This window comes from Phormidesmis priestleyi ULC007 (genome assembly GCF_001895925.1).
GTDB classification, from domain to species: Bacteria; Cyanobacteriota; Cyanobacteriia; order Leptolyngbyales; family Leptolyngbyaceae; genus Phormidesmis_A; species Phormidesmis_A priestleyi_A.
The window spans coordinates 1-26,245 of sequence record NZ_MPPI01000053.1; the positions used below are offsets into that span (position 1 = coordinate 1).

Annotated in this window: 22 protein-coding genes; 5 read left to right on the forward strand and 17 right to left on the reverse strand. The window is 44.8% G+C overall.

What is annotated here, in order from left to right; translation table 11 throughout:
* The first annotated feature begins 286 nt into the window (after window positions 1-286).
* Window positions 287-571, forward strand: a complete 285-nt coding sequence (locus tag BRW63_RS29185) for a group II intron maturase-specific domain-containing protein (RefSeq protein ID WP_223257499.1) — start codon at window positions 287-289, stop codon at window positions 569-571.
* Here BRW63_RS29185 and BRW63_RS24400 read toward each other — a convergent pair.
* From BRW63_RS24400 to BRW63_RS24410, 3 genes are all read right to left on the reverse strand, one after another.
* Window positions 555-1,064, reverse strand: coding sequence for a transposase family protein (locus BRW63_RS24400; RefSeq protein WP_143162112.1), 510 nt, complete (start codon window positions 1,062-1,064; stop codon window positions 555-557). The two genes, BRW63_RS29185 and BRW63_RS24400, sit on opposite strands and share 17 nt — an antisense overlap.
* A 226-nt stretch (window positions 1,065-1,290) precedes the next feature.
* Window positions 1,291-1,524: a hypothetical protein gene (locus BRW63_RS24405; protein ID WP_143162113.1), complete on the reverse strand. Its 234-nt coding sequence runs from the start codon at window positions 1,522-1,524 to the stop codon at window positions 1,291-1,293.
* Between the two features lie 46 nt (window positions 1,525-1,570).
* Window positions 1,571-1,903 carry a hypothetical protein gene (locus BRW63_RS24410; RefSeq protein WP_073074955.1) on the reverse strand — a complete coding sequence of 111 codons (333 nt, stop codon included), beginning with the start codon at window positions 1,901-1,903 and terminating at the stop codon, window positions 1,571-1,573.
* 248 nt (window positions 1,904-2,151) lie between these two features.
* Here BRW63_RS24410 and BRW63_RS24415 point away from each other — a divergent pair, with 248 nt between their 5' ends.
* From BRW63_RS24415 to BRW63_RS24430, 4 genes are all read left to right on the forward strand, one after another.
* Complete coding sequence (locus tag BRW63_RS24415) at window positions 2,152-2,364, forward strand: ribbon-helix-helix domain-containing protein (RefSeq protein WP_219898719.1); 213 nt, start codon at window positions 2,152-2,154, stop codon at window positions 2,362-2,364.
* 210 nt (window positions 2,365-2,574) lie between these two features.
* The gene (locus BRW63_RS24420) at window positions 2,575-2,898 is read left to right on the forward strand and encodes a hypothetical protein (protein WP_073074956.1); all 324 of its coding nucleotides are present in this window, start codon (window positions 2,575-2,577) and stop codon (window positions 2,896-2,898) included.
* Between the two features lie 54 nt (window positions 2,899-2,952).
* The gene (locus tag BRW63_RS24425; RefSeq protein ID WP_073074957.1) at window positions 2,953-3,540 is read left to right on the forward strand and encodes a Uma2 family endonuclease; all 588 of its coding nucleotides are present in this window, start codon (window positions 2,953-2,955) and stop codon (window positions 3,538-3,540) included.
* A 152-nt stretch (window positions 3,541-3,692) separates the two neighbouring features.
* A complete protein-coding gene (locus BRW63_RS24430) occupies window positions 3,693-4,154 on the forward strand; it encodes an NAD-dependent epimerase/dehydratase family protein (RefSeq protein ID WP_317615845.1) in 462 nt (153 codons plus the stop codon).
* A gap of 178 nt (window positions 4,155-4,332) precedes the next feature.
* On the opposite strand, the gene BRW63_RS24435 is transcribed toward BRW63_RS24430, so the two are convergent.
* From BRW63_RS24435 to BRW63_RS29190, 14 genes are all read right to left on the reverse strand, one after another.
* Complete coding sequence (locus BRW63_RS24435) at window positions 4,333-5,763, reverse strand: hypothetical protein (RefSeq protein ID WP_073074958.1); 1,431 nt, start codon at window positions 5,761-5,763, stop codon at window positions 4,333-4,335.
* A 56-nt stretch (window positions 5,764-5,819) separates the two neighbouring features.
* Entirely contained in the window at window positions 5,820-6,944 is a 1,125-nt protein-coding gene (locus BRW63_RS24440) for a glycosyltransferase family 4 protein (protein WP_073074959.1), read from the reverse strand.
* Window positions 6,945-6,960: 16 nt separating this feature from the next.
* Window positions 6,961-8,172 (reverse strand): glycosyltransferase family 4 protein, encoded by a 1,212-nt coding sequence (locus tag BRW63_RS24445; protein ID WP_073074960.1) that lies wholly within the window; start codon window positions 8,170-8,172, stop codon window positions 6,961-6,963.
* Between the two features lie 61 nt (window positions 8,173-8,233).
* Window positions 8,234-9,505: a glycosyltransferase family 4 protein gene (locus BRW63_RS24450; RefSeq protein ID WP_073074961.1), complete on the reverse strand. Its 1,272-nt coding sequence runs from the start codon at window positions 9,503-9,505 to the stop codon at window positions 8,234-8,236.
* Window positions 9,506-9,637: 132 nt separating this feature from the next.
* The gene (locus tag BRW63_RS24455) at window positions 9,638-10,702 is read right to left on the reverse strand and encodes a glycosyltransferase family 4 protein (RefSeq protein WP_073074962.1); all 1,065 of its coding nucleotides are present in this window, start codon (window positions 10,700-10,702) and stop codon (window positions 9,638-9,640) included.
* An 84-nt stretch (window positions 10,703-10,786) separates the two neighbouring features.
* On the reverse strand, window positions 10,787-11,887 hold the full coding sequence (locus BRW63_RS24460) for a glycosyltransferase family 4 protein (protein ID WP_219898718.1): 1,101 nt from the start codon (window positions 11,885-11,887) through the stop codon (window positions 10,787-10,789).
* Window positions 11,888-11,992: 105 nt separating this feature from the next.
* The gene (locus BRW63_RS24465) at window positions 11,993-13,090 is read right to left on the reverse strand and encodes an acyltransferase (RefSeq protein WP_073074964.1); all 1,098 of its coding nucleotides are present in this window, start codon (window positions 13,088-13,090) and stop codon (window positions 11,993-11,995) included.
* A gap of 31 nt (window positions 13,091-13,121) precedes the next feature.
* Window positions 13,122-14,177 carry a glycosyltransferase family 2 protein gene (locus BRW63_RS24470; protein ID WP_073074965.1) on the reverse strand — a complete coding sequence of 352 codons (1,056 nt, stop codon included), beginning with the start codon at window positions 14,175-14,177 and terminating at the stop codon, window positions 13,122-13,124.
* A gap of 71 nt (window positions 14,178-14,248) precedes the next feature.
* Entirely contained in the window at window positions 14,249-15,142 is an 894-nt protein-coding gene (locus BRW63_RS24475; RefSeq protein WP_073074966.1) for a glycosyltransferase family 2 protein, read from the reverse strand.
* 67 nt (window positions 15,143-15,209) lie between these two features.
* Window positions 15,210-16,361 (reverse strand): glycosyltransferase family 4 protein, encoded by a 1,152-nt coding sequence (locus BRW63_RS24480; RefSeq protein ID WP_073074967.1) that lies wholly within the window; start codon window positions 16,359-16,361, stop codon window positions 15,210-15,212.
* A 45-nt stretch (window positions 16,362-16,406) separates the two neighbouring features.
* Window positions 16,407-18,200, reverse strand: a complete 1,794-nt coding sequence (locus BRW63_RS24485) for an ABC transporter ATP-binding protein (RefSeq protein ID WP_073074968.1) — start codon at window positions 18,198-18,200, stop codon at window positions 16,407-16,409.
* Window positions 18,201-18,467: 267 nt separating this feature from the next.
* Entirely contained in the window at window positions 18,468-19,517 is a 1,050-nt protein-coding gene (locus BRW63_RS24490; RefSeq protein WP_073074969.1) for a glycosyltransferase, read from the reverse strand.
* Window positions 19,518-19,539: 22 nt separating this feature from the next.
* Complete coding sequence (locus tag BRW63_RS24495; RefSeq protein WP_073074970.1) at window positions 19,540-21,168, reverse strand: glycosyltransferase family 4 protein; 1,629 nt, start codon at window positions 21,166-21,168, stop codon at window positions 19,540-19,542.
* 179 nt (window positions 21,169-21,347) lie between these two features.
* Window positions 21,348-25,967 carry a DUF4082 domain-containing protein gene (locus BRW63_RS29190; protein WP_073074971.1) on the reverse strand — a complete coding sequence of 1,540 codons (4,620 nt, stop codon included), beginning with the start codon at window positions 25,965-25,967 and terminating at the stop codon, window positions 21,348-21,350.
* Between the last annotated feature and the right edge of the window lie 278 nt (window positions 25,968-26,245).

Consider the following 26,245-nt stretch of genomic DNA (forward strand, 5'->3'; position numbering starts at 1 on the left):
AACTTACGAGCAGCAGTATCAGGAACGAATGGTCAAAAACCTCAAGAAAAAGGCGATGGCGCTTGGATTTGACCTCGTTGCTAAACCTGCTCTCCCGGAGTGTGTTTCTTAGGAGAAAACCCAACTGTTGGAGTTTGGTAAGCGTCGAACTTGGCAGGTATTCCGGGAGGGGGGAAGTCCCCCGACCTTTGATTTTCTGGGCTTCACCCACTACTGGGGCAGAAGCCGGAATGGGAAAGCTCGATTGAAGCGCAAGACCTCAAAGAAAAGATTTCGTCGTGTTCTGGTGTCCATCAATCAATGGTTGCGCCAGGAACGGAACGCGCACAAGCTGCCAGAACTCTGGCAAGCATTGGGGCGAAAGTTGCGGGGACATTTCAATTACTTTGGGGTCACTGACAATGGTCAGGCACTCTACCGCTTTGAACGGGCAGTCCGCAGACTGCTGTTGAAGTGGTTGAACCGCCGCAGTCAGCGTCGCAGCTTTACGTGGGAGAGCTTTGAGCGCTACCACGCTAGGTATCCCCTCCCGAAACCGGGTCGCTTAGTGTCACTCAATCCCATCTGGTGAAAGACCGAATGAAGAGGCTTGTGCGGGAAAACCGCAGGCAGGCTTCTGTGAGGGGGAGGCTCCCAAGGGTGCAGGGCTGAATCTTGTGACACTCTCGCGTTCCGAAAGGTGAGAGCAACGGGGAATACAAAGCAAGCCTAAACATTTCAGGAGTCCTCTCTACTCGACCGGGAACGCCGAGTTGGGTGAGCAAGGCTTCTACGACTTTGATCTCGCTCTCCTGAGCATTCTCGAATTGCTGAAGGGCGACGACTACCCCCTGCCGCTGACTGTAAACCGACACTAAATTGACAAAACTTTGATAAGACGAGTGTGCCTGTTCGACCGTACCTTTGATACTCTTGCCATCGACTGCCAGCCAATCTCCCGCTTCGATGCCCATCTGTTCGGTTGCCCATTGATTAAAGCACTCGCTCAAGCGCTCAAAGTTTAACTGCTCAAACAATCGTCGAAACGTGGAATCGGAAGGCAACCGCTTTGAAGGGATCCTCAAGCGCTCACCTCATTCCCCAGAGTGCCGCACACAGAAGTCTTCCAAGGCACTGTAACCCTGGCACTCGCTCAACGTGCCCAGGATGACGAGTCATAGCATGAGCCACAGGGATACCGTCTTCCCCGCAAGGCTCGATAGTCTTCCACTGTCTTGAGATAATCAATCAAGGTTTTTGCCATAAACCGAGAGCCGAAATTAGGAACCTCCCCATCCTAAATTTTCTTCATCACAACGAATTAGCCCTACTTTGCACCGGGGGCGTTTGCACTCGAATGATGAACCCCTTATCTCGCACCCAGTAACCAGAGATGAAAGCCAGAACAATCAGGGCTGCAACTATCAGACCGCTCGAAAAGGTTCCATCGTCTCGGTGGTAGTTCACTTCTTGCCCTCCTGCATCTGGAGAAGCTTGAGCGGAAACCCAGTGAAATACTGCACAGCCAGGCATCCACCTAGACACAGCCACGTCATTGCAAACCAGGCTAGAAGACGTTTTGAGTGGTCAGTCATTGCTGAAAAACTCCATCTCGCAACTGACAGGGAATCGAGACTAGCAGCGTCATGGCATCGGCATCGGTGCAGTCAGTGACGCGATAGACCCCGCTCGGAGATTGAAAATAGGCATTCGATCCACCGATCCACTGCTTGCCTGCAAGGTCAGCGCGATCTCCGCTGAGATATTCGACATAGCCGAGATTGGCATGGGTCGCTCGTTCTGAAAGGTAGTAGACATAGGACTCCATCAAGGTCTGACCCATTGAGGAGGTCATCTTGACGGCCCCGTTGCCGACATCTAAGCCGATGGGTGTGACTTGGCTAATAGTGGCAGCATTGGGCAAGCTGGCTTGATTGGTTTAAGCGATCGTGGGGCTGATGGTCGCATTCATAAAACTTCAATTCCTTTCGTGAGGATCTTTTGAGATACTTTCAGGCGCATGGAAAAGGAGGGGTCATTCTGTGACATCTCTAACCCGTTTCTGCCTTTTTTCGCCTGCCTACGAAATCGATGATAGCATCTAATTAGATTACGCTAAATTCTAATTAGAAGACTTTGAATCGTTGTAAACGTATGGAGGCTAAAATTCAGATGACTCAAGCATCTCAAGCTAATATGGCTAAGTTCAGTGTAAACGTGCCCGATCAAATTGGTGAAGATTTGCAGCGATGGGCTGATGAAGAGGGTAGACCACGCGCTAACCTTGCAGCATTTCTAGTTGAATTAGCTGTAAGACAGAAGTATCCAGAGAAGTACCCACCGGAAAAACTGGTGAAAACGACTGATGTGATGGTAGGCAAGTAGGCATCATGCTGCAAGACCCAGACAAGCCCTTTGAGGAGTGGGAGCAAGAAGTTAGGGCATAGACTATCGATGAAGCCAAAGCGAAGTGTCAAGCGATCGCAGACGGACAAACCCTCACCGATCTTCTGACCGTAACTCAAGCAACTGTAACGCCCTATAAAAGCACTTATCGATTCATCTGTTGGTTTAGAAGTGAAAGGAGCGATAACGATGACGACAGCAACACTGGAAGTTAAGGGACTGCGAACCGTTCGCTACATCCCAAAATCAGGAGAACATCAGCTATCGATTAATCTAGGTTTAGCCGATGCCTCCACCGTGTTTGAGTTTGCCAAACAGATCGGAGTGCAGCCAGAAATCGTACAGATTCCCTCAAAGTCTGGCATCGAAATTCATGCCCTGCTGATTTGTGAATCTCTTGATACCTCCCCTTTATCTGAAGGTATCAAGTTGAGTAACAAGTTAGATGAGTTGACAGAGCAGATTAATCCTGATGCAATTCGTCACGTCTACGGCAGAACTCAGGCAGCTTAAATGGCAAAAAGTCCCTACCACTAAGAGCAAGGGTAAATAGGAGAGCGATCATCCATGACGCAACTACTTGAAAAAACTACCGACCAGCGCATCGTTCTCCAGGGAACGTGGGAAAAGTTCAAGCTGATGCAGCAGGCATCGGAGGACTCTCCTGGCGTGCGACTGGCTTATTACGAGGGAATGATCGAAGTCTTTATGCCCGGATTCCAGCACGAGAACTTTTCAGAAATTATTGGCTATCTCGTGACCACGTTTCTGTTATCCCAAGGCATTGCCTTCGTCCCGTCTGGTTCCGTCACCCAGGAGCGCGAGGGAAAAGCCTCGGCTCAGGCAGATAAGTCTTACTGTCTAGGGGGCGCAAAGCCGATTCCTGATTTATCCATTGAGGTCATTTTTACGAGTGGCAACGCCAATAAGCTGGCTCGATATCAGGCTTTAGGCGTGTCCGAGGTCTGGTTTTGGCAGGATGGTGTCCTCACGTTGCATCATCTGAGAACCCATCGCTACGAGCGGATTGACCGTAGCGAGCTGCCTGGACTCCAGCAGTTGGATGTAGACCTCCTACAACGCTGCATTCTGATGGCTGAGACTGACTTTCCCTTGGCTGTTCAAACCTTTCAAGCCTCTATTGGAAGGAAGTAGGGGTTGAGCCGACATAAGACCAAGAAGGTGCAACATGGGCTGGAAAGCCTTGTCACGTTGAGCTTCTGGATCAAGCTCCAGGCAAGGGGAAAAGCGTCAAAAATCTACGACAGAATCAGGCTTTCAGCCCTTTCTTGCACTAAATTGAGCGTATATCGGCTCAACCCCTATATGATCCAGAAGATAACTTTGATCCCCAAAGCTCCCATGTAATTCCGGCATTGATTCGTAAGGTGTGTGAGGCGCAGCAACGGGGTGAAGTTAGGATACCAGTGTGGGGAGATGGCTCACCGACCCGCAAGTTCTTATATTCTACGGATGCAGCCCGTGGCATTGTGATGGGAACCAATTTCTACAACGACTCAGAGCCAGTAAATTTGGGGACAGGCTATGAAATTTCGATTAAAGACCTGATCGATCTGATCTGCGAAGTGATGGGTTATGACGGTGAATTAGTATGGGAAACGGATAAACCTAACGGGCAACCCCGCCGTTGCTTAGATACGCAGAGAGCAACAGAAAAGTTCGGCTTCATAGCTGAAATGGACTTTCGCCAAGGACTGGAGAAAACAATTGAATGGTATCGTCAGCAAGCTGGTAGTCCTATTTCTTAAAGGATGAAGAATAATCGTTATTTTTAGAAGGCTTGCTAGGTAAGGCTTTCAGAATTAGGCTTTTTCTCTGTCCTTTACATAAGGGCACTACCAGTAAGTTTGAGACAAAGTTATCTTGCGTAAGAGCGTAGCATTCGGTACTCGATCTGCGGATTTTGCAAGCTCAACTATCAAGCTCTTACCAGTGTTGGCTGTGAACAGATAGGAGAGGTGGAGGCGATAGGTCATCGTGGAGGGTGTTCTTGGCTTCTCGTTCTTCATGCCAGCGTAAGCCTAGAAAGCAAGCGATCGTGAGCATCTGTCCTGGTTCCTCCATTTGAGTGATGATGAAACCCAGAACTGCTGTAGAAAGTAGCAAAAACTTGCAAAAATCATCTACACAAATCCTGCGCCACACAATAGAGCTGAGGTAGAGATAGGCTGCCAAACCAACCAACCCCAAATCTCCCCAGATCCCCACCCACGTGAACATGGGGAAATACATGGTAGATTCCCGCGAAAGCCATCCCGCTGGACCTAAGATAATCTGCCAAAACGCCTCAGACGCAGGATGAATTGTTGCACCGAGTGGTAGTAGCAGTGCCTTATAATCCCTTAGAATCCATCCGCCTAGACGAGTAGCGGTGTGACCTGGACCAAGCCCAAAAAGCCAGTTTAACGGTGTTGTGTAGTAAGCAGGAATAACGCGAAATGCTGAGGTCTTGAGTATAGTTGCTTCTCCGTCAGGACCATAGAGATTTTGCTCTGCCCGACCCGTTGTAAAATTTCGATAGGGCTCTAACGGTTCCCAGTCTGTATAAGCAAGCGCCCAATAAAATAGGCAAACTATCAGAATGAGTGGAATTATGTACATCAATATTTTTGCAGGTTTTTTGACATTTGTTAAAACCACGAGCAGCCAGCCTGCAAAAAACGCTACAAATATTTGCTTTGAGTCGGAAACGGACGTTTGATAGAAAGCCGCTATTAATAGAGCGATCCGCTTCCAAAGAGGAACCGTCTTAAAGACATTGAAAAAATACAGGGCGAAGTATAGCGAAACAGTACAAGATATATAGTTTCCGGCACTCCCACCTTTGGATGCGAAGACACCCGCAATATTGTCTGTGATCAGTTGACCTCCTTGAGCGCCAGGATAAAGCCCTACAGGCAGAAGAATAGACTGAGCAATTGCTAAGATCAAATTAAATAGGCAGAAACCCACTATCCAACTTCTAAATCTCTTTAGGTTTTCACCTGCTAAGGGAAGAGCCACTATAGCGATTAACAGCAAGAAGGGTTCTCCATTCAGCATAAATTGGAGAAAGATGTTTAAAAACCCCGCATCATTGATCAGCGCACTCGCAGTCATGCAGGTAAGCAGGATACCTAAACCAACGATGAGTTCCCAAGCGATCGCAATTTGTTGACGATTTTTAACCCGCGTTTGCAGTAGCGCAATGACTACGACAATTGGAACGACTCCAAAATGAACAAAGTTAATGGGTGGGGGACCTCCAAAGTAGGTTAAGAGACGCGGGAAAAAAGCAGTAGCAAATCCTATCAAGATTAGTGTAGAACTTCTAACTATTCCTTTCTTTTTTTTATAGACTACTACTTGAGAACTCATAAATTAATTACGCTTAAAATTAACCAAAAGTCATGCTTAGTTAAGGAGAAGTAAAATTATTGGACTGAGGTGTAGAAATTCAAGAGTTGCTGAGCGACACTCGCCTTTGAAAACCGGGTATCCGCAGAAAGTCGGTTCATAGCAGGTTGCGAAAGCACAAAAGTCATCGCCTCTGTAAGATTGTAGACAAGATCATTGCTCAATTCAAAATAGTTACAGTTAGAGGAACCGACCTCTTGAAAAATGGGGATATTTGAACAGACTACTCTCGGCGATAATGATAGAGCTTCGACTAAAGGCAAACAAAACCCTTCGGTAGAGGAAGGAATAACGAAGAGTTCACAGTTTTGGTATAGCCAACATAATTCCTCATCTGTAATAGAAGAGAGAAGCAGCACCTGTTCCTGCAAAGCAAACATTTGAATTTGATATAGGATATTCTCTGTTTCTGGTCCAGAACTACCAACAATCAGTAGTTTGGTTGCGGGTTTTAGAACGCTATTCTTTTGCAAGTTGTGATAGGAGTGGATCAATAAATCTAAATTCTTGTTTTTTCGATGCTGACCCACACAAAGAAGAAACCTAAACTTCTCGTCGGGAAAAACTTTTTCAGGAATTTTAGGACTGACATGGCTGAAATCTACATAGTTATAAATTACAGTTGTTTTCTTACAAGAATCAATGTGTGGGAAATAATGCTTAAGAGACTCTAAAGTCGATTTAGAAACACAGGACAGTCCATCACTCTGGTCAACACATTGCCTTAAAGACCAGCGATTAAACCACACTTGGGGATAGCCAAAATTCTCTGGACATTCATAAGGATAGAGATCGTGAATGGTTGCGACTACTGGTGCCTTAAACCACTGCCGAAGGAATGGGAAGGGAAAGGACAAGTGAATGATATCGGGTTGTAGGCGATCGGCTAATTTTGGCAATCCAAATAAGAACCAACGATTTCTTGAAAGAGAACTGTTATTAATGGATACGCTAATTAGATTGATTTTGGATGAAAAAAGCTTGAACGTCTCTTCAAAGTAACTTTTTTGCCATTCGCCTACAATCAGCGTCACCTTGGTAACTTCATCCGTTTCTGCCAGACATTGTGCCAAGTTTGCAGCATGTCTGCAAACGCCAGTAGGCTTTAAGGGGCGATGCAAGGCTGCAACTAGAATGTGCATTGTTCATTATACCTAGTCAATTGTAAGTGTGAGCAAACAACTTCCCCTTCGCTTCCCAACTGTAGAATTCTTTGACTTTTTGCTGTCCTGCCTGACCCATTTGAACGCACAGGCTACTGTCTCCAGCCAGCTTAATCATCGCTTTGGCTAGATCGCTGACGGCTTGTTCTGGATTGTCTGCTGCAACTTTGATGCCGATTGCCGCTGTGACCAGTTCTGATGGACCACCCAAGTCGAGACAAATGATGGGTCTACCAGATGCCATTGCCTCCAAAGGCACCCATCCGCCTGAATCATGCAAACTCGGATGCACTAGGACAGAACATTGCCCCAGCTTGACCAACACTTCCTCACGCGGCAACAGTCCCCAAAATTTTACTTGAGTGGCAATCCCTAAATCGAAGGTAAGCGTTTGCAAACGCTCTAACTCAGGTCCCTCGCCTAAAATCCAGTACTCAGCATCGGGGAGATTGGCTTGGGCAAATGCCCGCAGTCCCAGGTAAATCCCTTTCCAATGGAGAAGACGGGCAATATTAATGAATCGGACTGGAGAATTGGTTGGGGTCGGGCACTGGCTGAGTTGTTCGATCTCAAGTTGTGAGATGCCTGATTCTGACAAGCGCTCAACATTGGGTGCCCCCAATTTCCGCAGGCGTTGGGCAGTATCTTCGGTAGTCGCATAGGCGATCGCACTTCGTTGAGCCGTTAGCCGAGTAAACAAATCCAGTTCTCCGAGCGATCGCCATGCCCAACGCAATGACTCATAGAGCTTATTTTTCCAGCTAAAGTCAGTCCAAAACGATAATGGAGCAGATTCACCACCTCCTACAGGTCCCCAGATAAATGGAATCGGCAGGAGGGCTAGAAAACTGGGCGAGGAGTAACGCACAAATGTGACATGGTGGATCAGATCAAAGCCGATCTCGCGGTGCAGTTTGCGTCCGACAAAATATGCCTGGATTTGCCAGAGATAGTAGTGAAGTTGCATGGCACCAGACTGTCCCCAGCGGAGGCTGTCTTTCCAGAAGGGCAGGGTGAAGTAGACAAAATGCAGGTTAGGAATGGGGTTAGCAGCCAGTTCGGCTTCAATTGCGGACTGACTCTCATCGGGTCTGGTGAATACCCAAACTTGATGATGCTTGGCAACTTCTCGCGCCACGTTCCAACCAACGCCTCGCTCAGATCCTTTACCGGGTTCACATGAATAAGCGGATATGAGAACATTCATCACCAAGGTGCCTCGTCTTTATGACCTGCTTAAACTTTTCTGAAACATCTGGCTAGCACCCTTAGGGGGATTTTAGAGGGACTGTGTTTGCAGCACCCTGCGATACTGGAGTGCTAACCTCACAGGTTATTTCACGATTGTTGCATTTGATCCGCTCGATCACTTCCAAGAAAGCATCAACTTCAAAGTATAGATCTTGCCCATAGAAGACTTCCTTAGAGCGTTCACTGTAGCGTTTTCGAGTATCAGAGTCAGCTATTTCTAGCATTGTGCTTACCAGAGCGTCAGCATCACCACAGGGATAGACCAGACCGTTGTAGCGATGTCGAACGGTATCGCTATAACCCCAATTCCCACAGCGATCGCTCAAGATAGGAGGCGTTCCAGATGCCATCGCCTCTGACACTACAAGCGGATGGGGATCGACCCAGGAAGTGACTACAAAAACATCCATCGCTGCATAGTAGAGCGGAATTTTGGCTTGATTCACAAAGCCAAGGTTGATCACCTCGCCATTCAATGTAGCAAGGCGTTTGTTAATCTCAGATTCTAAGTCGCCTCCACCGATCATGACTCCCCTAATCCGGGGATCGCGTTGATGGGCTTTGGCGATCGCCTCAATGAATTCAAAAGGATTTTTGCGATCGATATATTTACCGGCAAACCCATAGATCACCGTATCTGCATCCCAAGCAAGTTTCTGACGAATTTGCAAAATTTCATTCTGGTTCTGGGCAATGGATTGCTCAAATCGTTCGCCGTCTACGGGATGACAGCCCCGCACAATCTTCTCATCTGAAACACCATAATGGCGCAAGTGAATCTCGTTATGATCGCCACAAGACAGCCAGTAATCTGCCAAGTTCAGCATCCAGGGATATACCATTGACATCACGACTCGGCGCGATCGACTATAGCGCCCATCTGACATGATAGTGGCATCATTTTGCATGATTAATGGGATGCCACGGAGTTTGCAGAGGAGAGCGGTCAATCGGTAAGAATAGTTAACGAAACTCTGCATGAAAATGGCATCAAAGTTACCTCTGGTTAGGCGACTGATCAAACCTGGACTGAGCATGCTCTTCTTTTGCTGCGATGGCACCGTTCCAGAGAGATCGGTTAAATACTCATGCTCATATCCACTCAGCAAATCGACATCCCAGCCTTGAGAACTGCTACCCAGATCGCGATCGCCGCTACCCTGATTTTCGTCGGAAAGATAAAGTACCTTAAGGGAAAGACCTGGTTGTTCACTAAGTTTCCTCCAGAGCGGTCCATGATGCTGAGTTGGGTGGGTAAAAACAACTCCTAACCGAAATGTATCACTCATAATTTGCTCCAGATTCTCTTATTAGCAGTTAGTAAAAGTAAAATTTAAGTTTATTAAAATGAAAAAATAGTTGGCGTAGAGTCAAGCATAAACATATAAAGAAAAAATTAATAGAACCCAAATCATAAATAGTTAATCTTCAAAAATACAACTCATAAAATCTTTTAGCACTAGATCCAACGCAAAGTTCTTTTCCATTATCTCGCGACTGCTTTGCTTCATAGATTCAATCAAAGTCTTATTTTCAACTAGCATACCTAGCTGATTAAGTAATGCTTCTTGAGAATCGCAAATATATCCATTCACTCCATTCTGAATAATTTCAGGAGCACCCAAAGCATTTCTAGTGGTCAAGACTGCAAGCCCCGCACAAGCCGCTTCTCCGATAACACTAGGGTAAGCGTCGCATTTTGTAGGAAGCACAAAAATGTCATGACTTTTAAACAGATCGATATGCCTGGGTTCACCATACTGAACATTGGTTTGGATTGTGACATCTTTAAAGTCTCCTGGATGATGGCTCGTTACCATCGTCATTTGCAAATGTAGCTTATCCTGTTTCACAAACCAATCCAGTAAAACATCTCCTCCCTTACGTTGAAAGTCGCCACCCACAAACAAAATTTTGACGATACCATCATCACGATTGGGACTAGGTACAAATAGGTTTAAATCAACTGAAAATGGTAATCGACTTTTTCTAAGCTTATGGTGAGGAATACCATAATCTTTAGAAATTCCCTCAATTACAGCATCCGTCAAACCGATTACATATTTTTGTGAGTTAAGTACTTGTTTATGAATAAAGGTAAGCCATGGTGGAGATATTGTCCCACTAGCATCAATAGATTCATAAAGTTTCCTAGTCCAGTCTGTAACAATGCAGCTAGTACCACGATTGATTGCTGGATAGGCAAAAAGAGCTGGACTCACTCCTTGAAAAACAATGTTTCTACTTTCTCGATTTGCTTTACGAACTTGCCTTTGCAATTCAATAGAACCAAGAAGTCTTCTTCCAATAGTTGCAGAAAATCTTAGTAAAGGATTTGAATACTTTTGATTAGGAACAAATTGATCAGGAACAAAGCGATATATTCTCAGATCAAGGTGATTTTCAAATAGCTTAATGTATCTCTGCTCAAAAGTTTTACTGCCAAAGTCTACCGGAAATGTAACTAACAACAGTTTCTTTTTCATTGTTCAAAACGTCCTTAAAGGAATAAAAAAGTGACGTAATCAGGATGTACTGTTCTAAACTCATTAAAGTATTGAGATTTGAATTTATAGATAAGGTGCCCTATGCTTTAATAGCCTTTCATAAACTCCGATCACCTGCTCCGCCACATTTTCCCACGTAAACGCCTGAACTCTCTTGAGTCCTTTATCTCGCAACTCCTGATAATAAATAGGATCGGATTGAAGCCGACACACCGCCTCTGCAATGGCTTGGCTATTTTTCGGATCAACTAGAATTCCGGCATCATCGACGACTTCGGGCATCGCTGAAACATTTGATGTGATCACTGGAGTCCCACATGCCATCGCTTCTAAAAGCGTGATCCCAAATCCTTCATGAAAGGAGGGTGCAACAAGAACGTCAGTGGCATTATAAGCGTTAACTAGAGCTGCTTTATCGAGATAGCCCAAATACTTGATAGAATCTTCAAGATCATTGACTTGAATAAAGCGCTTATCTTCATCTGTAAAATCGTCACTAATTTTCCAAAGCTGAACCGCAGAGCCTTTCTGTTTAAGAATATTGAGCGCCTTGAGAATTGTGTTTAGGTTTTTACGGGGATGATTCCCTCCTACATTCAATAAACAAAATGTATCTGGAGGAACGTTGAGCCGATCGCGAAAAGCTTGAGACTGCTCTTCAGGGTGTGGGCGAAATAGAGGGTCTACTGCGTTGGGAATAATGGTGACGCGATCGCGGTTAACATTAAGAACTCGATCAACATTCTTTGCTGTTTCTGACGAGACTGTAATAATAGCGTCAGCATATTCCATACCTTGGATTGAGTAACGTCCGAGGCGATCGCTAATAATCGGTAACCTAACTGAACCTTGAAGGTTTTCTGGATAAAGAATATTGATCAAATCATGACAAGTGACTACGACGGGTCTACCCGTTTTTCTTAGCCAACGAACAATGTGAGCATCGCTGTGATCAACAATGTGGAAAATGTCTACAGGTTGCTGCTGAACTTCCTTGGGAAATCGCCAGAAGCGCTCATAAGCTTTCTGTGCCCTAACAGTCAAAGAACGTGTTTCCCGATCAAATGCCTGCGGCACTAATTCAATAATTTCCCAGTTGGGATGTATGGCTTTAAGCCCTGCAATCAGACCATTTGCATAGACATCCATACTAAAATGAGGCATTGTCCGTATTAAAGCAATTCTCATTTTCACCTCTAGAAAACACTTCTATTGAAGGATGGGCTTGCAACGCGAATCGCATATTCCAAAAGTTAAGATCAAATGTTCTTAAACACCCAGCGCATACTTCGCGAGCCATTTACTTTTTAACATCAACGATACAGTTATCCAACTCAAAAAAAAGCTTGTTAAAGAAAGAATCAGCATAGAGCTAATAGTGACTTGTTTCATCAATCCAAGATCCACTCTAGCAATAAATAATTTAGTGAAATTCATTAAAATAGGGTGGATTAAATAAATGCCAAAGGAACACATCCCTAAATTCCAGATTATTCGATTGTTCTCATCAATTCGCTGTGATATGCAAATTCCTAATAAGAGGAGAGAATAGGCAATAATCAGATCCTTCATAGTTCCAGGAAGAAAGCGAGAACCAAAGATATCAGCGATCAAAAATATAACAAGAATAGGTATAACTGCTCGGAATGAAAGCAATGAAAGTCCTCTTTTTGAAAAAAATCGGTTTAAAGTAATTGCTGCAAAAAAGTAGGGTAAGCACAATAAAATCCAATACGTATAAACCAGTAAAAGCTTAATGGGTGGATATGCGTCAACATTTAGTGAAAGCATATCCAAAACTCCTTGAAAAGCTATACTTGAGCCTAGCTTAAATCCGTTTCCAGAAACCATCAATAGCTCGTGAATAGCAATGCTCACCAAACAGAAAAAGACTAGCATCATAGTCTTAAATCGACTGTCTGAAAAATAACTTGCTGCCAAAATTAAAGTGCTGCCTGCAAGCAAGAGCGGCAAAAAATAAAGATGAAAAGACGCACCTCCACAAAAAGCAATGGAGAGTGGATCTTGGAATAGTTGATTTAATCGATCAGGTTGATTTGATTTAGAGAAAAAGATGATCCTTAAAATTAAATAAATCCCGCTCCAAATCAAGTAGGGGATGATGATTCTTTGAAACTTAGATTTCCAAAAATCTGGGGAGGAGGCAATGTTTGGTTTGCGCGTCATGAAATAGAAAGATGCAGCCAGGAAGAATGGGACAGCAAAGTAAAATAAAAGCCTGAAGCTGATCGCACTTTGATCGATAGGAACTCCCCAAGTCTCGTCGCCTGAATGCACTAAAATAACTGCATAAGCGGCAATTCCCCGGCATAAATCGATCCCTAATAACCTCTTTTTTTGATCCATAACATTGCTCCCGGTTTAACCAAATTGTGCGTTAACTAACCAATGCGCGAATTCTAGTCAATGTCCAATCAATTGCCTTGGGACGAAGGTGGGGAGCCTGTAACCAAACAATCCCAACATTTGCAAGAGACACGGGCATTAGCCCTACCCAAAGAAACCAGAGGCTATAAATAATCCGTTTCTGCCAGTTAAATTCAGAAAATTGCCAAAGAGAGCGAATCCCCCAGTAAGTCAGTTGGAGAGGGTGGTCTGAAGGCACAGGATGAGCTTGAGGTTCTAGGCGCAGAGAGGCTAAACGTGACCACAAACGAGCGAACGATCGCGTCTCTAGGTCAGGAGGAACTTCAAGTCCGAACTCCTTGGCGCGTTGCAGCAGCAGCGCAAAGTTTTGCAAATCATGTTGGACAAATCGGCGAAACCGACTGCCTGAGACCGAGGTCAACGCCCATTGGTTGCTAGTGTGAATCCGATAGACCCCGAGTGGGTCTTCAATGCCAACAACCTCGCCGTAAAAGGGTGTTGAGATCATCAAATAGTCATCCGCTGTGGTTTTATATTCATCAGGAATGGGAAATATCTGAGTCAATGCCATCCGGTGATAAGCATTGCCACTCATGCAAGTACTCACATAGCCGCCAGTTTGGATTAACCCGCGCCAGACCTCTCCATTCGCCAACTTCGCTGTAGTCGTCGGAATGAAAGCTCCTGAAGGCTGCCCTTCGGTATCCACGACTTGCAGTCGGTAGTGAACTTTGCCAACTCCCGGCTTCCATACCTCTACAATCCGCTGGACTGTCATCGGCAAGAGATAATCATCGGAGTCCAGGAAAAGAACAATATCACCGTGGCTGGCGGCAAAGCCGCTATTGAGCGCTGCCCCTTGTTTACCATTTTCTTGAAAGATAGCCGTAATGCGATCGCCATAAGTGGCGATGATTTCACGAGAACTATCAGTAGAACCATCATCCACTACAATAACTTCGATGTTGAAATAGGTTTGATTTAAGGCACTGTCGATCGCCTGAGAGAGAAAGCGATCGTAGTTGTAGTTATTGATGATGATACTAATAGTAAGCTCATTCCTCATATCACATCCTTAACTCCTGAGGCTGAGTAAATTTGGACAATACCAAATGCCTAATTGACATGCTGAAGCAACTAATACTTGCTGGAAGTAAGAAACTCATCAGTAATGAATTTCAAAGACATACTGAACGTATTAAGAGTCTCAGAGAAACTACGCACTCCTCGGTACTTGAAGTTACGAGCAGCAGCATACATATAAGCATAAGGTAAGTAGATAAGACCTTTTAAGGTATTGTTTTCAGTGGCAAAATACCGCTTAAAAGTGACATAAATTCGGGTGGAATCGTGATATGGCTCGTAATAGCCTCGATTGACTTCTGATGGATAATGGAAGTTAAGAGCTTCGGGACAGAGAATAACTTTATAGCCTTTTTGAGTTGCTCTAGTCGTTAGGTCAACCTCATCATTACCGTAGACTAATTTTTCATCGAATAAGATATGTCTGAATAATGCGAATGGGAAAACAGCGCTATTAATAACAACTGTTCTGATCCTATCGCCTTCTTTGTAGCTCACATTTTGGTATCCCAAAAAACTTTGTTCTCCTGGAAAGATAAGTTGACCATTTTTATTTTCAATGCCGCTAATAATGACATTATCAATGGATTCCTGCTCCGCATATTTTGCCAATCGATTACACACGATCTCTAAGAAATTTTCATTTAAGACTACATCATCGTCGATAAACAATACGTGGGAACCTCTAACGGTTTTCAGTGCATTATTTCGATTGGCACCTAAGCCTTTACGGGGACCTTCTAGATATTTCACTTTTGGAAACTGGAAGACGACGAGATTTTTAGTCTCATCATTAGTGCTGTCATCAGACACAATCACTTCAAACGCAGGATAGGTAGAACCTTCAACGGATTTTAAGGCTTTGCTAAGATCTTCAGGACGATTTCTAGTGCAAATGCAGACTGAAATGTCTAAGTGGAGATCTGTTATGTTGTCAAGGCTATTCATGATTAGTCCTGCTGTCCTTTGTATTTTGGAATCAGGTAAGCTCAAGTTTTGTTTTTATTAGCTCTAATTAAGTTTCTAAAAGCAATTTTCTTACGGCTTTCCCAGCCATATCCCAATTTAAACGAGACTCGTATTCATTAAAGGAGGAGAGAGCCAACTCTATATAGCTTGAGTAATTAGTAAATAGACTTGAAATATAGTTGCAATATTCAAGGGGATTGGCAGTGGTATCAAATGTTTTGCCGTTTAGATTATCTTTAATAATTGTTGGAATACCCCCAACATTAGTTGTTAAACAAGGCACCCCAACTGAATTGGCTTCACACAGAACTATCGGTGTGCAGTCAGCTAGTGAGGGGAGAAGCAGAAAATGAGAGTCTGCAATCAGTTGAGAAATTCTGGCTTTGCCTTGATCCGTTGATTTACTGATAAACCCTAGAGGTTTAACAAAGTTGGGCAATGGATCTTCTGTAATGGGTTGGCAACCAACGATAGTCAACTCTGTGTTCAAGCCCGCTTTGTTTAATTCCGTGGCAACTTTAAGTGCAACGTCACCGCCTTTGCGATACCATTCAACACCTAGAAATAAAAGTTTGCACAGTTTAGATGGTCGCGATTCAATCAAGTCTTTTACTTCGTAGAGGCTATGCTCAACTTCGATATTTGCGCCAAAAGGAACTACTTTAACTTTAGACTCATCTATCCTGTAGTGATTAATAGCGGCTTGAGCTGCCCAGTCAGATGAATAAATCGCCAATTGACATTTCTGGTGAGACAGTTGTTCCACGCGATGCCAGTCCCTAATCGTTTCCTGACAAAGGTTGCTATAGTCAGGATAAAAGTCTAAAAGGCTGGCAAAGCTAGCATCAGCCCAAAACACAATAGGCTGTTTACAGTCAAGATAGGCGATAGGATTTGCTGAGGCACTAAATATAAGATCTACATTCGTCTTAAGGAGTTTATTGGAAATCTGCTTAGCATAATCTTTTAAGATATATGGTGCCGAATTCTTGAGATATTTTTGCTTAAAAAGCTCATGGTAATGCCGCTTATATTTCTGAACGAGGCGATATATAAGCGGATTATCTAAAGGACCAATATACTCTAAAGGAATCGCTTGTTTCTCTAGAGACCGTGCGATATAGTATCCCGTCCCAGACCACTCATTTGACCTCGTCAAACTACGTGAATCGTAGTTAGTCACATAACCCAATTTCATAAGTGACCTGCTTCCAGTTTACAAGAATAGCCAACTGCTATTTGGTTAACGATCCAGAACAACTTCCTGATAACTACCCGACTTCAAAATTCGACCCTGCCCAATCTGATAAATGCGATCGCAATGCTCAACTGTTGAAAGGCGATGAGCAATAATAATGATGGTTTTAGTGCCACTCAAGGCTTTAGTCGCTTCTGTGACAAGATGCTCTGTTTCCGTATCCAAAGCAGCCGTTGCTTCATCAAAAACTAAAATTTCTCGTTCATGGTAAAGCACACGCGCAATCCCAACTCGTTGACGCTGCCCACCCGATAACAGAACTCCCCGCTCCCCAACAACTGTTTTAATACCACCTGGAAGTTGCTCAACGACTCCACTCAGTTGAGCCATTTCAATTGCCTTTCTCAATCGACCCTGATCAATCAGGTGATCTGGAACCCCAAATGCAATGTTCCGTTCTAAGGTATCGTCGATTAAAAAGATAGACTGGGGAACGTAACCAAGCATGTTCTGCCAGGCACGCAAATTTTTATACACTGAAACCCCATCAACTTTAATGTCTCCAGATTGAGGAATGAAAAGACCCAGAAGCACATCAACCAACGTCGTCTTACCAGCACCAGATTTGCCAATGAGTCCAATCGATTGCCCCTTGCGAATCGTTAAGGAAATCTCATCGAGTGCAGTTTTTGTGCAGTTTGGATATTGAAAGAAAATCTTGTCTAAAACGATTTCATTTGTAAATGACGTATTCGGCTTATTTTGGCTAGGTGGTAAGTATGCGGGTCGATGGATAGAATTAAACCTAGGAGTGATCTGCTCCTTCTCTAGTTCCTTAAAGTCAGAAAACAGTTGATCGACAGCAAAAGTATTGGTTCTAACCGTATTCATGCCAGAGACTAAATTTCCGACTGCCGGCAGCAGTCGGATTGAGGCAAGGGCAAAAATTCCTAGAACGGCAGTCAGGCTTTGCTTCTCGCCTCGATTTAAACTAATAAATACAAGGGTGAAACCAATCAAAAAGCTGATCATCACTGCTTCGATTGCAAAGCGGGGAAGATTACCATATCCCTGAGCTAAGCTTAAATTTGCAGCATACTTTCTCGTCTGCTCCTCCATCTTATTTTCAAAATAGGATTCGCAACCCAGTACACGAGTCTCTTTAAACCCGCCTAAGCCATGATTTAGCAGGCGGATCATCTCACTAGAAGCCTGCCAGCCATCTCTACCCCACCGATCTAAGCGATTTTTTGTTAATTTCAATAACCCAAAGACAACGAGCAAGAGCATCGAAATCAGGATCAAAGCCATCACATCAGTTTTAATTAACAGAAAAAGTAATGCCAGAACCACTACAGAATTGGAGATCGATGTCAAGAGCGGCATCACGACACCCAGGCAGACGTTATCCGTAGTGCCGATAATATTCTGAATGAGTGTCGCTGAATTAACGCGCAGGTGAAAGCTATAAGGAGCTGCAAGATAAGCCTTCATCAGCTTTCTGGATAGTTCGCCTTTCAAGTTAAAGCCAAACTTGAAAACTGCCAATTGAGCATTAAAAGCAAAAAATGCTTTCAAATAGAAAGCAATAGCAACTATAACCCCCAAGAGAAGCAGAAATTGATCCTTGGATTTAAGATTTGAATATTTATAGATTGAATTGATCGAGGTATTGCTTTCAATCAAATCTGGATCAGTAGCAATAGCGATAAACGGACCAATCATGCCAGTTCCAAACAATTCCAAACCAGAAATGAAGAGGAACAAAAAAGCCATTCCAACCAGTGACTTATGATGTCCCTTAGTAAGGTACAAAATCTTTGAAAAAAATTGTGTCATATAGAATTACATAGATGCTTACACATATAGTGAAGGTTATTGAAGAAATAATTGTTCTACTTACTTTGCGTCAAGGCAGTCGATACGATGTCTTAAATATAGCAATCCTAAACGAATGGTGGGATTGGGCATCTTGTCCCTACAGGCTGGAAGCCTGTCCCACTCTCACAACTGAAGTAGGATTGCTATATATATAGCAAACTGCATATTGTTTAGACTTATTCCCAATATTTCTTGTCTCTTGCAAAACATAAGTCGAAAGTTTCGTCAATTTTGACTTGAGAAGGTAGACAATTTTGGCTTGAGGCGATAAAATGCCGGGCGGGATTTGATAAATGAGTGCCGTGCATTAAAGAAAAGCTGCTGTTGCCAAGCTGACAAAGAACACCAATTTTCATAAGCTGGAACTGCAATCTTGGTCAAAAAATCTTGCCACTTGGAGACCATGGCATTTGGCTGCGTTTCCCTAGCCCGAAGCCAACCATTTTCTACCATCGCATGGCGCAATTCTTTATTATCCCGAAGTTGTCTCAAAGCTGAAATAACCTCCTCTAAGGATGTTGCCTCCAGGTAATCTAACTCACTTTTTCGTTCTGCCCGAAATGCAGACTCATACCCTAGGATGGTCGGTACACCAGCGTGCCACGCACTATAAAGCTTTGATGCAGGTTTCCCCCGCCAATCATTGTTCCGACTTAGTTCTCGTACAGCCAAAACCACGTCAGTTGCACTGTAATCATGCCATTGGTCATGACTCAACTTTGCCTGGAACTTCAAGCCTAAATTTTCGAGTTGGTCATACCATAGTTGATCTCGAAACTCAGGTACCAAATTTACTGCATTCCCCAGAAAGGTTACATTCTCAAAGAGATCCCCACGTTCAAGATCTCGTGGGATGATAGAAGGCTGCGGCCAGTGTGGGATAGCATGGCTCTCCCACAGCTCTAGAAACTTTTTGGGAATTGCCTGGTAAGGATTTTGAACCACATGTAGTTGGGCATAGGGATGGCGATCTACATCTGCTCGTAGACAAACGAGCATCATCTTTGAACTTGGTTGGAAAGAATCATCAAGAAAATCACGGTGGGAGACAACAATCCCCTCAACTGGCATCGTGTCTACTAACTGACAAGGGAAGCCATAGTCATTGAGATAGAGATATGTTTGTAAGGTCCAAAAGCAACCGCCACTCTGCATAGGAGATATCGAATGCTCGGCACATTGCCACTGCCAGTAGGAGGCTGCATTTTGAGGTAAACGTCCTGTTGATATCTTTTGGGGAAAATAGAAATAAATTGGTGGCATTTTTCCAAGCATAATAAGTATGAAATGTAAAAAATTAGCGCGATCGCAGTCGATAATAGCGCGATCTTAGCCACTCAGGCATTAGAAGATTACTTGGAGTATTACGCAAACCATTCTTTTTAATGAGTCTTAGCCACAGATGCAGCCGTTCCATAAGCGGCAGTAATGACATATGCCAGTGAATAATCTGGGTAAGGCTTGTTTTATGGATGAGTGGCAGAAAAATATCTGGTTCACCTAAAAATATTTTGTCCGTCGAATCTGAGGGTACTACTACTCTTGGTAATGCTATGGCGTTGGCGTACACATTTTCTAAAGAGCTTTGCCAGTTGCTTCCCCAATGCGTCTCTTCAATTTTCTGCCGAGTCATTTCCCCTAAAGAAAGTCGATATGCTTCATTCTCAATCAAACGGGACAACACTTCTTCATAGCCGTCAAGGTCTGACACCCGAATCAGATTGCCAGTCAAACCGGGCATGTCTGCGCCAAAAATACCACATGCTGCAGACGTATGGGCGTAGCGGCTTACTAAAGGGACGCTGTAACTTCCAGCTTCCAGTAGGGAAGTGATCGAGACGAAAGGAAAGGAATCCACGTAGATATCAGCAGCTTGATAAAATACAGCGGTATCTGGAGTTTCTCCAAGGACTTGAATTCTGCCCTGGGTTTGCTCAATCGCTGCTGACCAATCTTCGTGACTGCCTGGACCAATGACGACCAGCACAGCCTGCTTATATTGTTTCAGCAATGAAACATGAGCATCTGCAAAGGTAGTCCCATCAGAGGTTTTGTACTTAACTGCTCTGGCTATGGAGAGGAGTAAAACACTGTTTTCATCAATTCCGAGTTGCCGCTTTGCCTCGGTACGAGAAAGAGCGCGATGAAAAGGCTCTAAAATGGTTGGCAGAAGCATATTTCGTTTTGCCTCAATGCCTCTACGTTCTTGGGACAGGCCCATACCAGATTCACGCAGATTGGCAACCACATCACTAACATTAGCGCCGATCCAGAACCAATGATCACCGTGATTGGTATAAATAATTGGTGGCGATTGTTTTTTATTGGCAAATGCAATAGTCGGAACGATGTCATGTTCCCAGGTATGCAGCACAACTACATCTGCTGAGGCTGCACATTCCCGTAATCTTTCAGCGCGTGCTAAAAGTCCGCCAGGTTTCTCATTAAGCAGATATATCCTGCCTTGCCGCTGGGCTACAGCGTCTCGCAAAATTTGAGGGATTTCATTTGGTGCATGCTTGGTTAAGACAACAGAATGGGATCGTAGACTATCCTGTTGAATCCAGCGCCGCATTAACCGGGGAATTCCAGCACATTCAGGAGCAATGCTGGAAACATGCAGGATATTTTTTGGGTTGCTGGGTAACGCAGACGTGTTGTGAGGGTAAAGGTTGGGGGAAGTTGCCTGTCGTCCAATCATGATGATGAGCTGCTCCAACTCATGGCTCACGAAAAGACCACAGTGATTGGATTGAGCATAAGAGGCTGCCATCTGTCCATAAACGGCTGCTGCACTATACTTGCCACGCTGTGCCAGATCTTTTGCCTGCGAAAGTAGGGTGCGAAACACCTTGTAATTCTGCTGAATTAGTTGGTGCCCTTCCTCATATGAATGTCTTGGTGTATTATCAGCGGCTTGTTGCATAAGTTTTTCTCACCAACCCTTGCTAATTCTTCATTTTCCCACTCGACCCTAGCGAACAGTTTTCAGACACTTTCTATTTCTGCTCTGTTTTTTATTTTCTATTTCTGCTCTGTTTTTTATAAAGTATGAAGCAAACCTTAAAGAACACAGAGCAGAAATAAAGCATTATCGATGATTAGTTAAACGATAATGCCAGCATTAGGCGTTTGCGGCTTGGCTCCCATATCAGCAAACATATTGACTGTTATTTGCTGAACACGGCTGTCTTCACGAGGATTGGTTACTCCATCGCTGTCTAGCCCCCATACCCACTGATTAGAGCCAATCGAGAACACTTTTGCTCCACTAGGCGCAGTGTAACGCACCGCATTCGAGATATTGGAGTTTGTTCCGGGAGGCAGAAGTGGAAGCCCAGCTTGAGCTTGAGTAGGTGACTGAGATAAAGTGACAAGACCCGCGGGAGTAAACCCATTATTCACAACTGCATCCCACTCATAGCCCACCAAACCTGTTAATTTACTTCCATTCTGAAGACCCGTATTGGCATAGTAAGGATCGGCAGCATTTGTTACCACGTAGTCAAAGCCATTGTAAACATTGGTAGCTCCCCAATCTCCAACGTACATGACACCCAACAAGGCATTTTCAGGTCGGTTGACCTCTGCGCTACGGAATACGGTAGTTGCTTGAGATGGATCTGCCTGAGCAACCGGATCAAGCGCCCAATCCCCTTTATAAACGGTCATCACACGGTTTGCCTGCCCAGAAGTTGAAGGGTCGAATCGAACTCGCCAGTAACCCGTGTTGGACGATAAGAACGCTAAATTGGTGCCATAGTCACGGGATTGCTCAATCGTATTCCGCATTTCCATCGACCAGTATTCGTCATGACCTGCTGAGAGGAAAGTCTTTTGAGAATATAACTGGAGTGGATCGGTGTGGACATCCAAATTAGTGTAGTAGGAAACATCATAGCCCTGCGACTCTAACCATCGCGCCGTGTTGTATTCCCAGGTCAATGTGTTATTGAATTGCTCTGTACCCACTGCCGAGCCATACCGGAAGGGACGATCAAAAGACACCTGATAGGCGCGCTGTCCTGCAGTACTGTTGAAATCATAAACGCTATATCCACCGGTGTTGTTATAAGCCGCAGCTGTCGTAATGGCATCCTGGAAACCAATATCAGCAGGGCGGTTATCGTCACGCACGACAAACTGGATATAATTTTGTTTCCCTGTGCTAGTGCTGGTCAATTTAGCCATGTAAAGCCCGCTAGTCCAGTCTGCCCCAGTTTGCAGAGTGTATGAGGTATTCCAGTTGTATTCAACTAACCGAGTGGTTGGGTTAGTGGTTGGGCTGGCTTGAGATACACCGTTCAGACCCGTAACACTGGTGACAAGCCGACCTCCGGCTCCTCCATAGTAACCAAGCCGATAAACATCAATCCGGTATTGTCCAGCTTGGGCGAGGGAGATTTTGAAGTTAATTGCTTGCCCTTTATTAATACTGGTTGCATCCCCATAGCCTTCAATCTGATTGATCGCCTGGTTATTGCTAGAAATCTTCCAAGCTGTGGTTCCTGGCTTTTGGTTCTCTAAAACAATTGCGTTCTGTGCTGCGATAGTCACCCCTGAACTCGTCACACTTTCGTTACTGCCCAATGAGTCGATGTAGCTTGCCAGCGATCGCACTTGTTGATTGAGCAAAGCACTAGTGAGTATGAGTGATTTGGATGTTGCCCCAGCAATACTAGTCCAAACACTGTTAACTAACTGCTGCCACTGATAGCTGATCGTAACTCCAGTTAAACCATCAGTATCCAGAACATTGGCTAACAAACTAGCGTTAACTGTTGCACTACCAGCCAAGATAGTTTGTCCAGCATCATTAACATTCACAACAAAGGATGTCCCTGTACTAACAGGGGTTTCACTGTTCCCCAAAGCATCCGTGTAAATCGCTTTAGCCCGTACTTGCTGGTTCACTTGTGGCTGTCCTAGGGTAAAGGTTTGGTTGGTGGCTCCGGTAATATTTGTCCAAGTGGTGCCATTACTACTTTGTTGCCACTGATAGGCAATGGTGACTCCGCTTAATCCATTCGAGTCTGCAACGTTTGCAGTCAATGTTTGGTTTTGGGCGGATATGCCACTGAGGGTAATAGTGCCAGGAGTATTATTGACAGGAGCGTTGGGTGTGAAGACAACATCGCGGAAGTAGTTGCTGTTGTTGAAGGACTGAGTTGGGAAACTACTGGGAGTGGGGTTATACACTCCGTTGCTGCCATCAGCAACTGCACTCAGGTCGCCATTCGTCAAGGTGCTGGAAATTCCATTATTGGTAAGCACATAGTATTGGTTCGCATTCACCGAAACAATATAGGTCGTATTGGCTTGAATCGTCAGTGGGGTTGCTAAGGCTTGTTGTTGCCATCCAGAAGCAGTTTCATTCGTGAACGTCACACTACCCAGCAGTTGTCCAGTGCTTGACCAGATGCGTCCAACATGGGTTCCCGTCTCACTCGAAGCTTTGTAGTACCGGATGGAATTGATCGTCCCGGTCTTGGTACTCCTAAACTCCATGCCTAACTCGTAGTCTCCAGCGCTCCCAGTGCCATCGGTCGCGTTTACGGTGACGGGAGTTTGAGTCGTGAACAGGGATTGGGTTTGAGCGACCGCTGTGATGGTGCTAGATGCAGGACTGAGGACGTTCTCGCTACTGCCTAACGCATCGGTGTAAATTGCATTGACCCGCACCTGATTACCAACATAGCTACTATCTAACGCCAAGCTGGAACTGGTGGCACCCGTAATCGTGTTCCAAGTCGTGCCATTGGCGCTCTGTTGCCATTGGTAGTTCACTGTTACACCTGTTAAACCGTCAACATCCGCTGCTGTAGCAATCAGGGTACTTCCTTGAACAGTCGTGCCGCTAATCGCTACCGTTCCTCCGTCATTCACATTGGTAACGGCGGTACTCACTGGGCTGGTAAGAGCTTCACTACTGCCTAAAGCATCAATGTAAGTGGCAGTTGCACGAACTTGGTTGCTGACTTGTGGCTGTCTTAGGGTAAAGGTTTGGTTGGTGGCTCCGGTAATATTTGTCCAAGTGGTGCCATTACTACTTTGTTGCCACTGATAGGCAATGGTGACTCCGCTTAATCCATTCGAGTCTGCAACGTTTGCAGTCAATGTTTGGTTTTGGGCGGATATGCCACTGAGGGTAATAGTGCCAGGAGTATTATTGACAGGAGCGTTGGGTGTGAAGACAACATCGCGGAAGTAGTTGCTGTTGTTGAAGGACTGAGTTGGGAAACTACTGGGAGTGGGGTTATACACTCCGTTGCTGCCATCAGCAACTGCACTCAGGTCGCCATTCGTCAAGGTGCTGGAAATTCCATTATTGGTAAGCACATAGTATTGGTTCGCATTCACCGAAACAATATAGGTCGTATTGGCTTGAATCGTCAGTGGGGTTGCTAAGGCTTGTTGTTGCCATCCAGAAGCAGTTTCATTCGTGAACGTCACACTACCCAGCAGTTGTCCAGTGCTTGACCAGATGCGTCCAACATGGGTTCCCGTCTCACTCGAAGCTTTGTAGTACCGGATGGAATTGATCGTCCCGGTCTTGGTACTCCTAAACTCCATGCCTAACTCGTAGTCTCCAGCGCTCCCAGTGCCATCGGTCGCGTTTACGGTGACGGGAGTTTGAGTCGTGAACAGGGATTGGGTTTGAGCGACCGCTGTGATGGTGCTAGATGCAGGACTGAGGACGTTCTCGCTACTGCCTAACGCATCGGTGTAAATTGCATTGACCCGCACCTGATTACCAACATAGCTACTATCTAACGCCAAGCTGGAACTGGTGGCACCCGTAATCGTGTTCCAAGTCGTGCCATTGGCGCTCTGTTGCCATTGGTAGTTCACTGTTACACCTGTTAAACCGTCAACATCCGCTGCTGTAGCAATCAGGGTACTTCCTTGAACAGTCGTGCCGCTAATCGCTACCGTTCCTCCGTCATTCACATTGGTAACGGCGGTACTCACTGGGCTGGTAAGAGCTTCACTACTGCCTAAAGCATCAATGTAAGTGGCAGTTGCACGAACTTGGTTGCTGACTTGTGGCTGTCTTAGGGTAAAGGTTTGGTTGGTGGCTCCGGTAATATTTGTCCAAGTGGTGCCATTACTACTTTGTTGCCACTGATAGGCAATGGTGACTCCGCTTAATCCATCGGCATCGCTGGCGTTAGCGGTTAAAACCAGGTTTTGGGTTGCAATCCCGGTAACATTCAAACTACCAGGAGTATTATTGACAGGAGCATTGGGTGTAAAGACAACATCGCGGAAGTAGTTGCTGTTGTTGAAGGACTGAATTGGGAAACTACTGGGGTTGAGGTTATACACTCCATTGCTGCCATCAGCAACTGCACTCAAGTCTCCATTCGTCAAAGTTGTAGCGATGCCGTTATTGGTGGCACCATAGTATTGATTTGCATTCACTGAGACGATGTAGGTCGTATTAGCCTGAATCACCAGTGGGGTCGCTAAGGCTTGTTGTTGCCAATCTGAGCTAGTCTCGTTAGTGAAGGTTGTGCTGGCTAGCAGTTGTCCGGTGCTTGACCAGATTCGACCAACATGAGTACCGATTTCACTTGATGCTCTGTAGTAGCGGATGGCATCAATTTGACCTGCTCTAGCAGTTTGGAACTCCATGCCGAGTTCGTAATCTCCCGCGCTTCCAGCACCATCCGTCAAATTGAGGAGAGCGGGTGTTGCTGTAGTAGTAAACAAAGTCTGCATATGTTAAACCCTATATGACTTTCAAATACAAATAATTTCTTGTAAAGATGCGTACCGTTAAACCCTTCATCTTTCTAGAAAACCATAAAAAAAAGCCACTAGTGACAGTCTCAGTAATAATTCATATTTGCTTTACCCCATAGTGATTTTGTTTACAAAAACTTTAACTCCTAAGAAACACACTCCGGGAGAGCAGGTTTAGCAACGAGGTCAAATCCAAGCGCCATCGCCTTTTTCTTGAGGTTTTTGACCATTCGTTCCTGATACTGCTGCTCGTA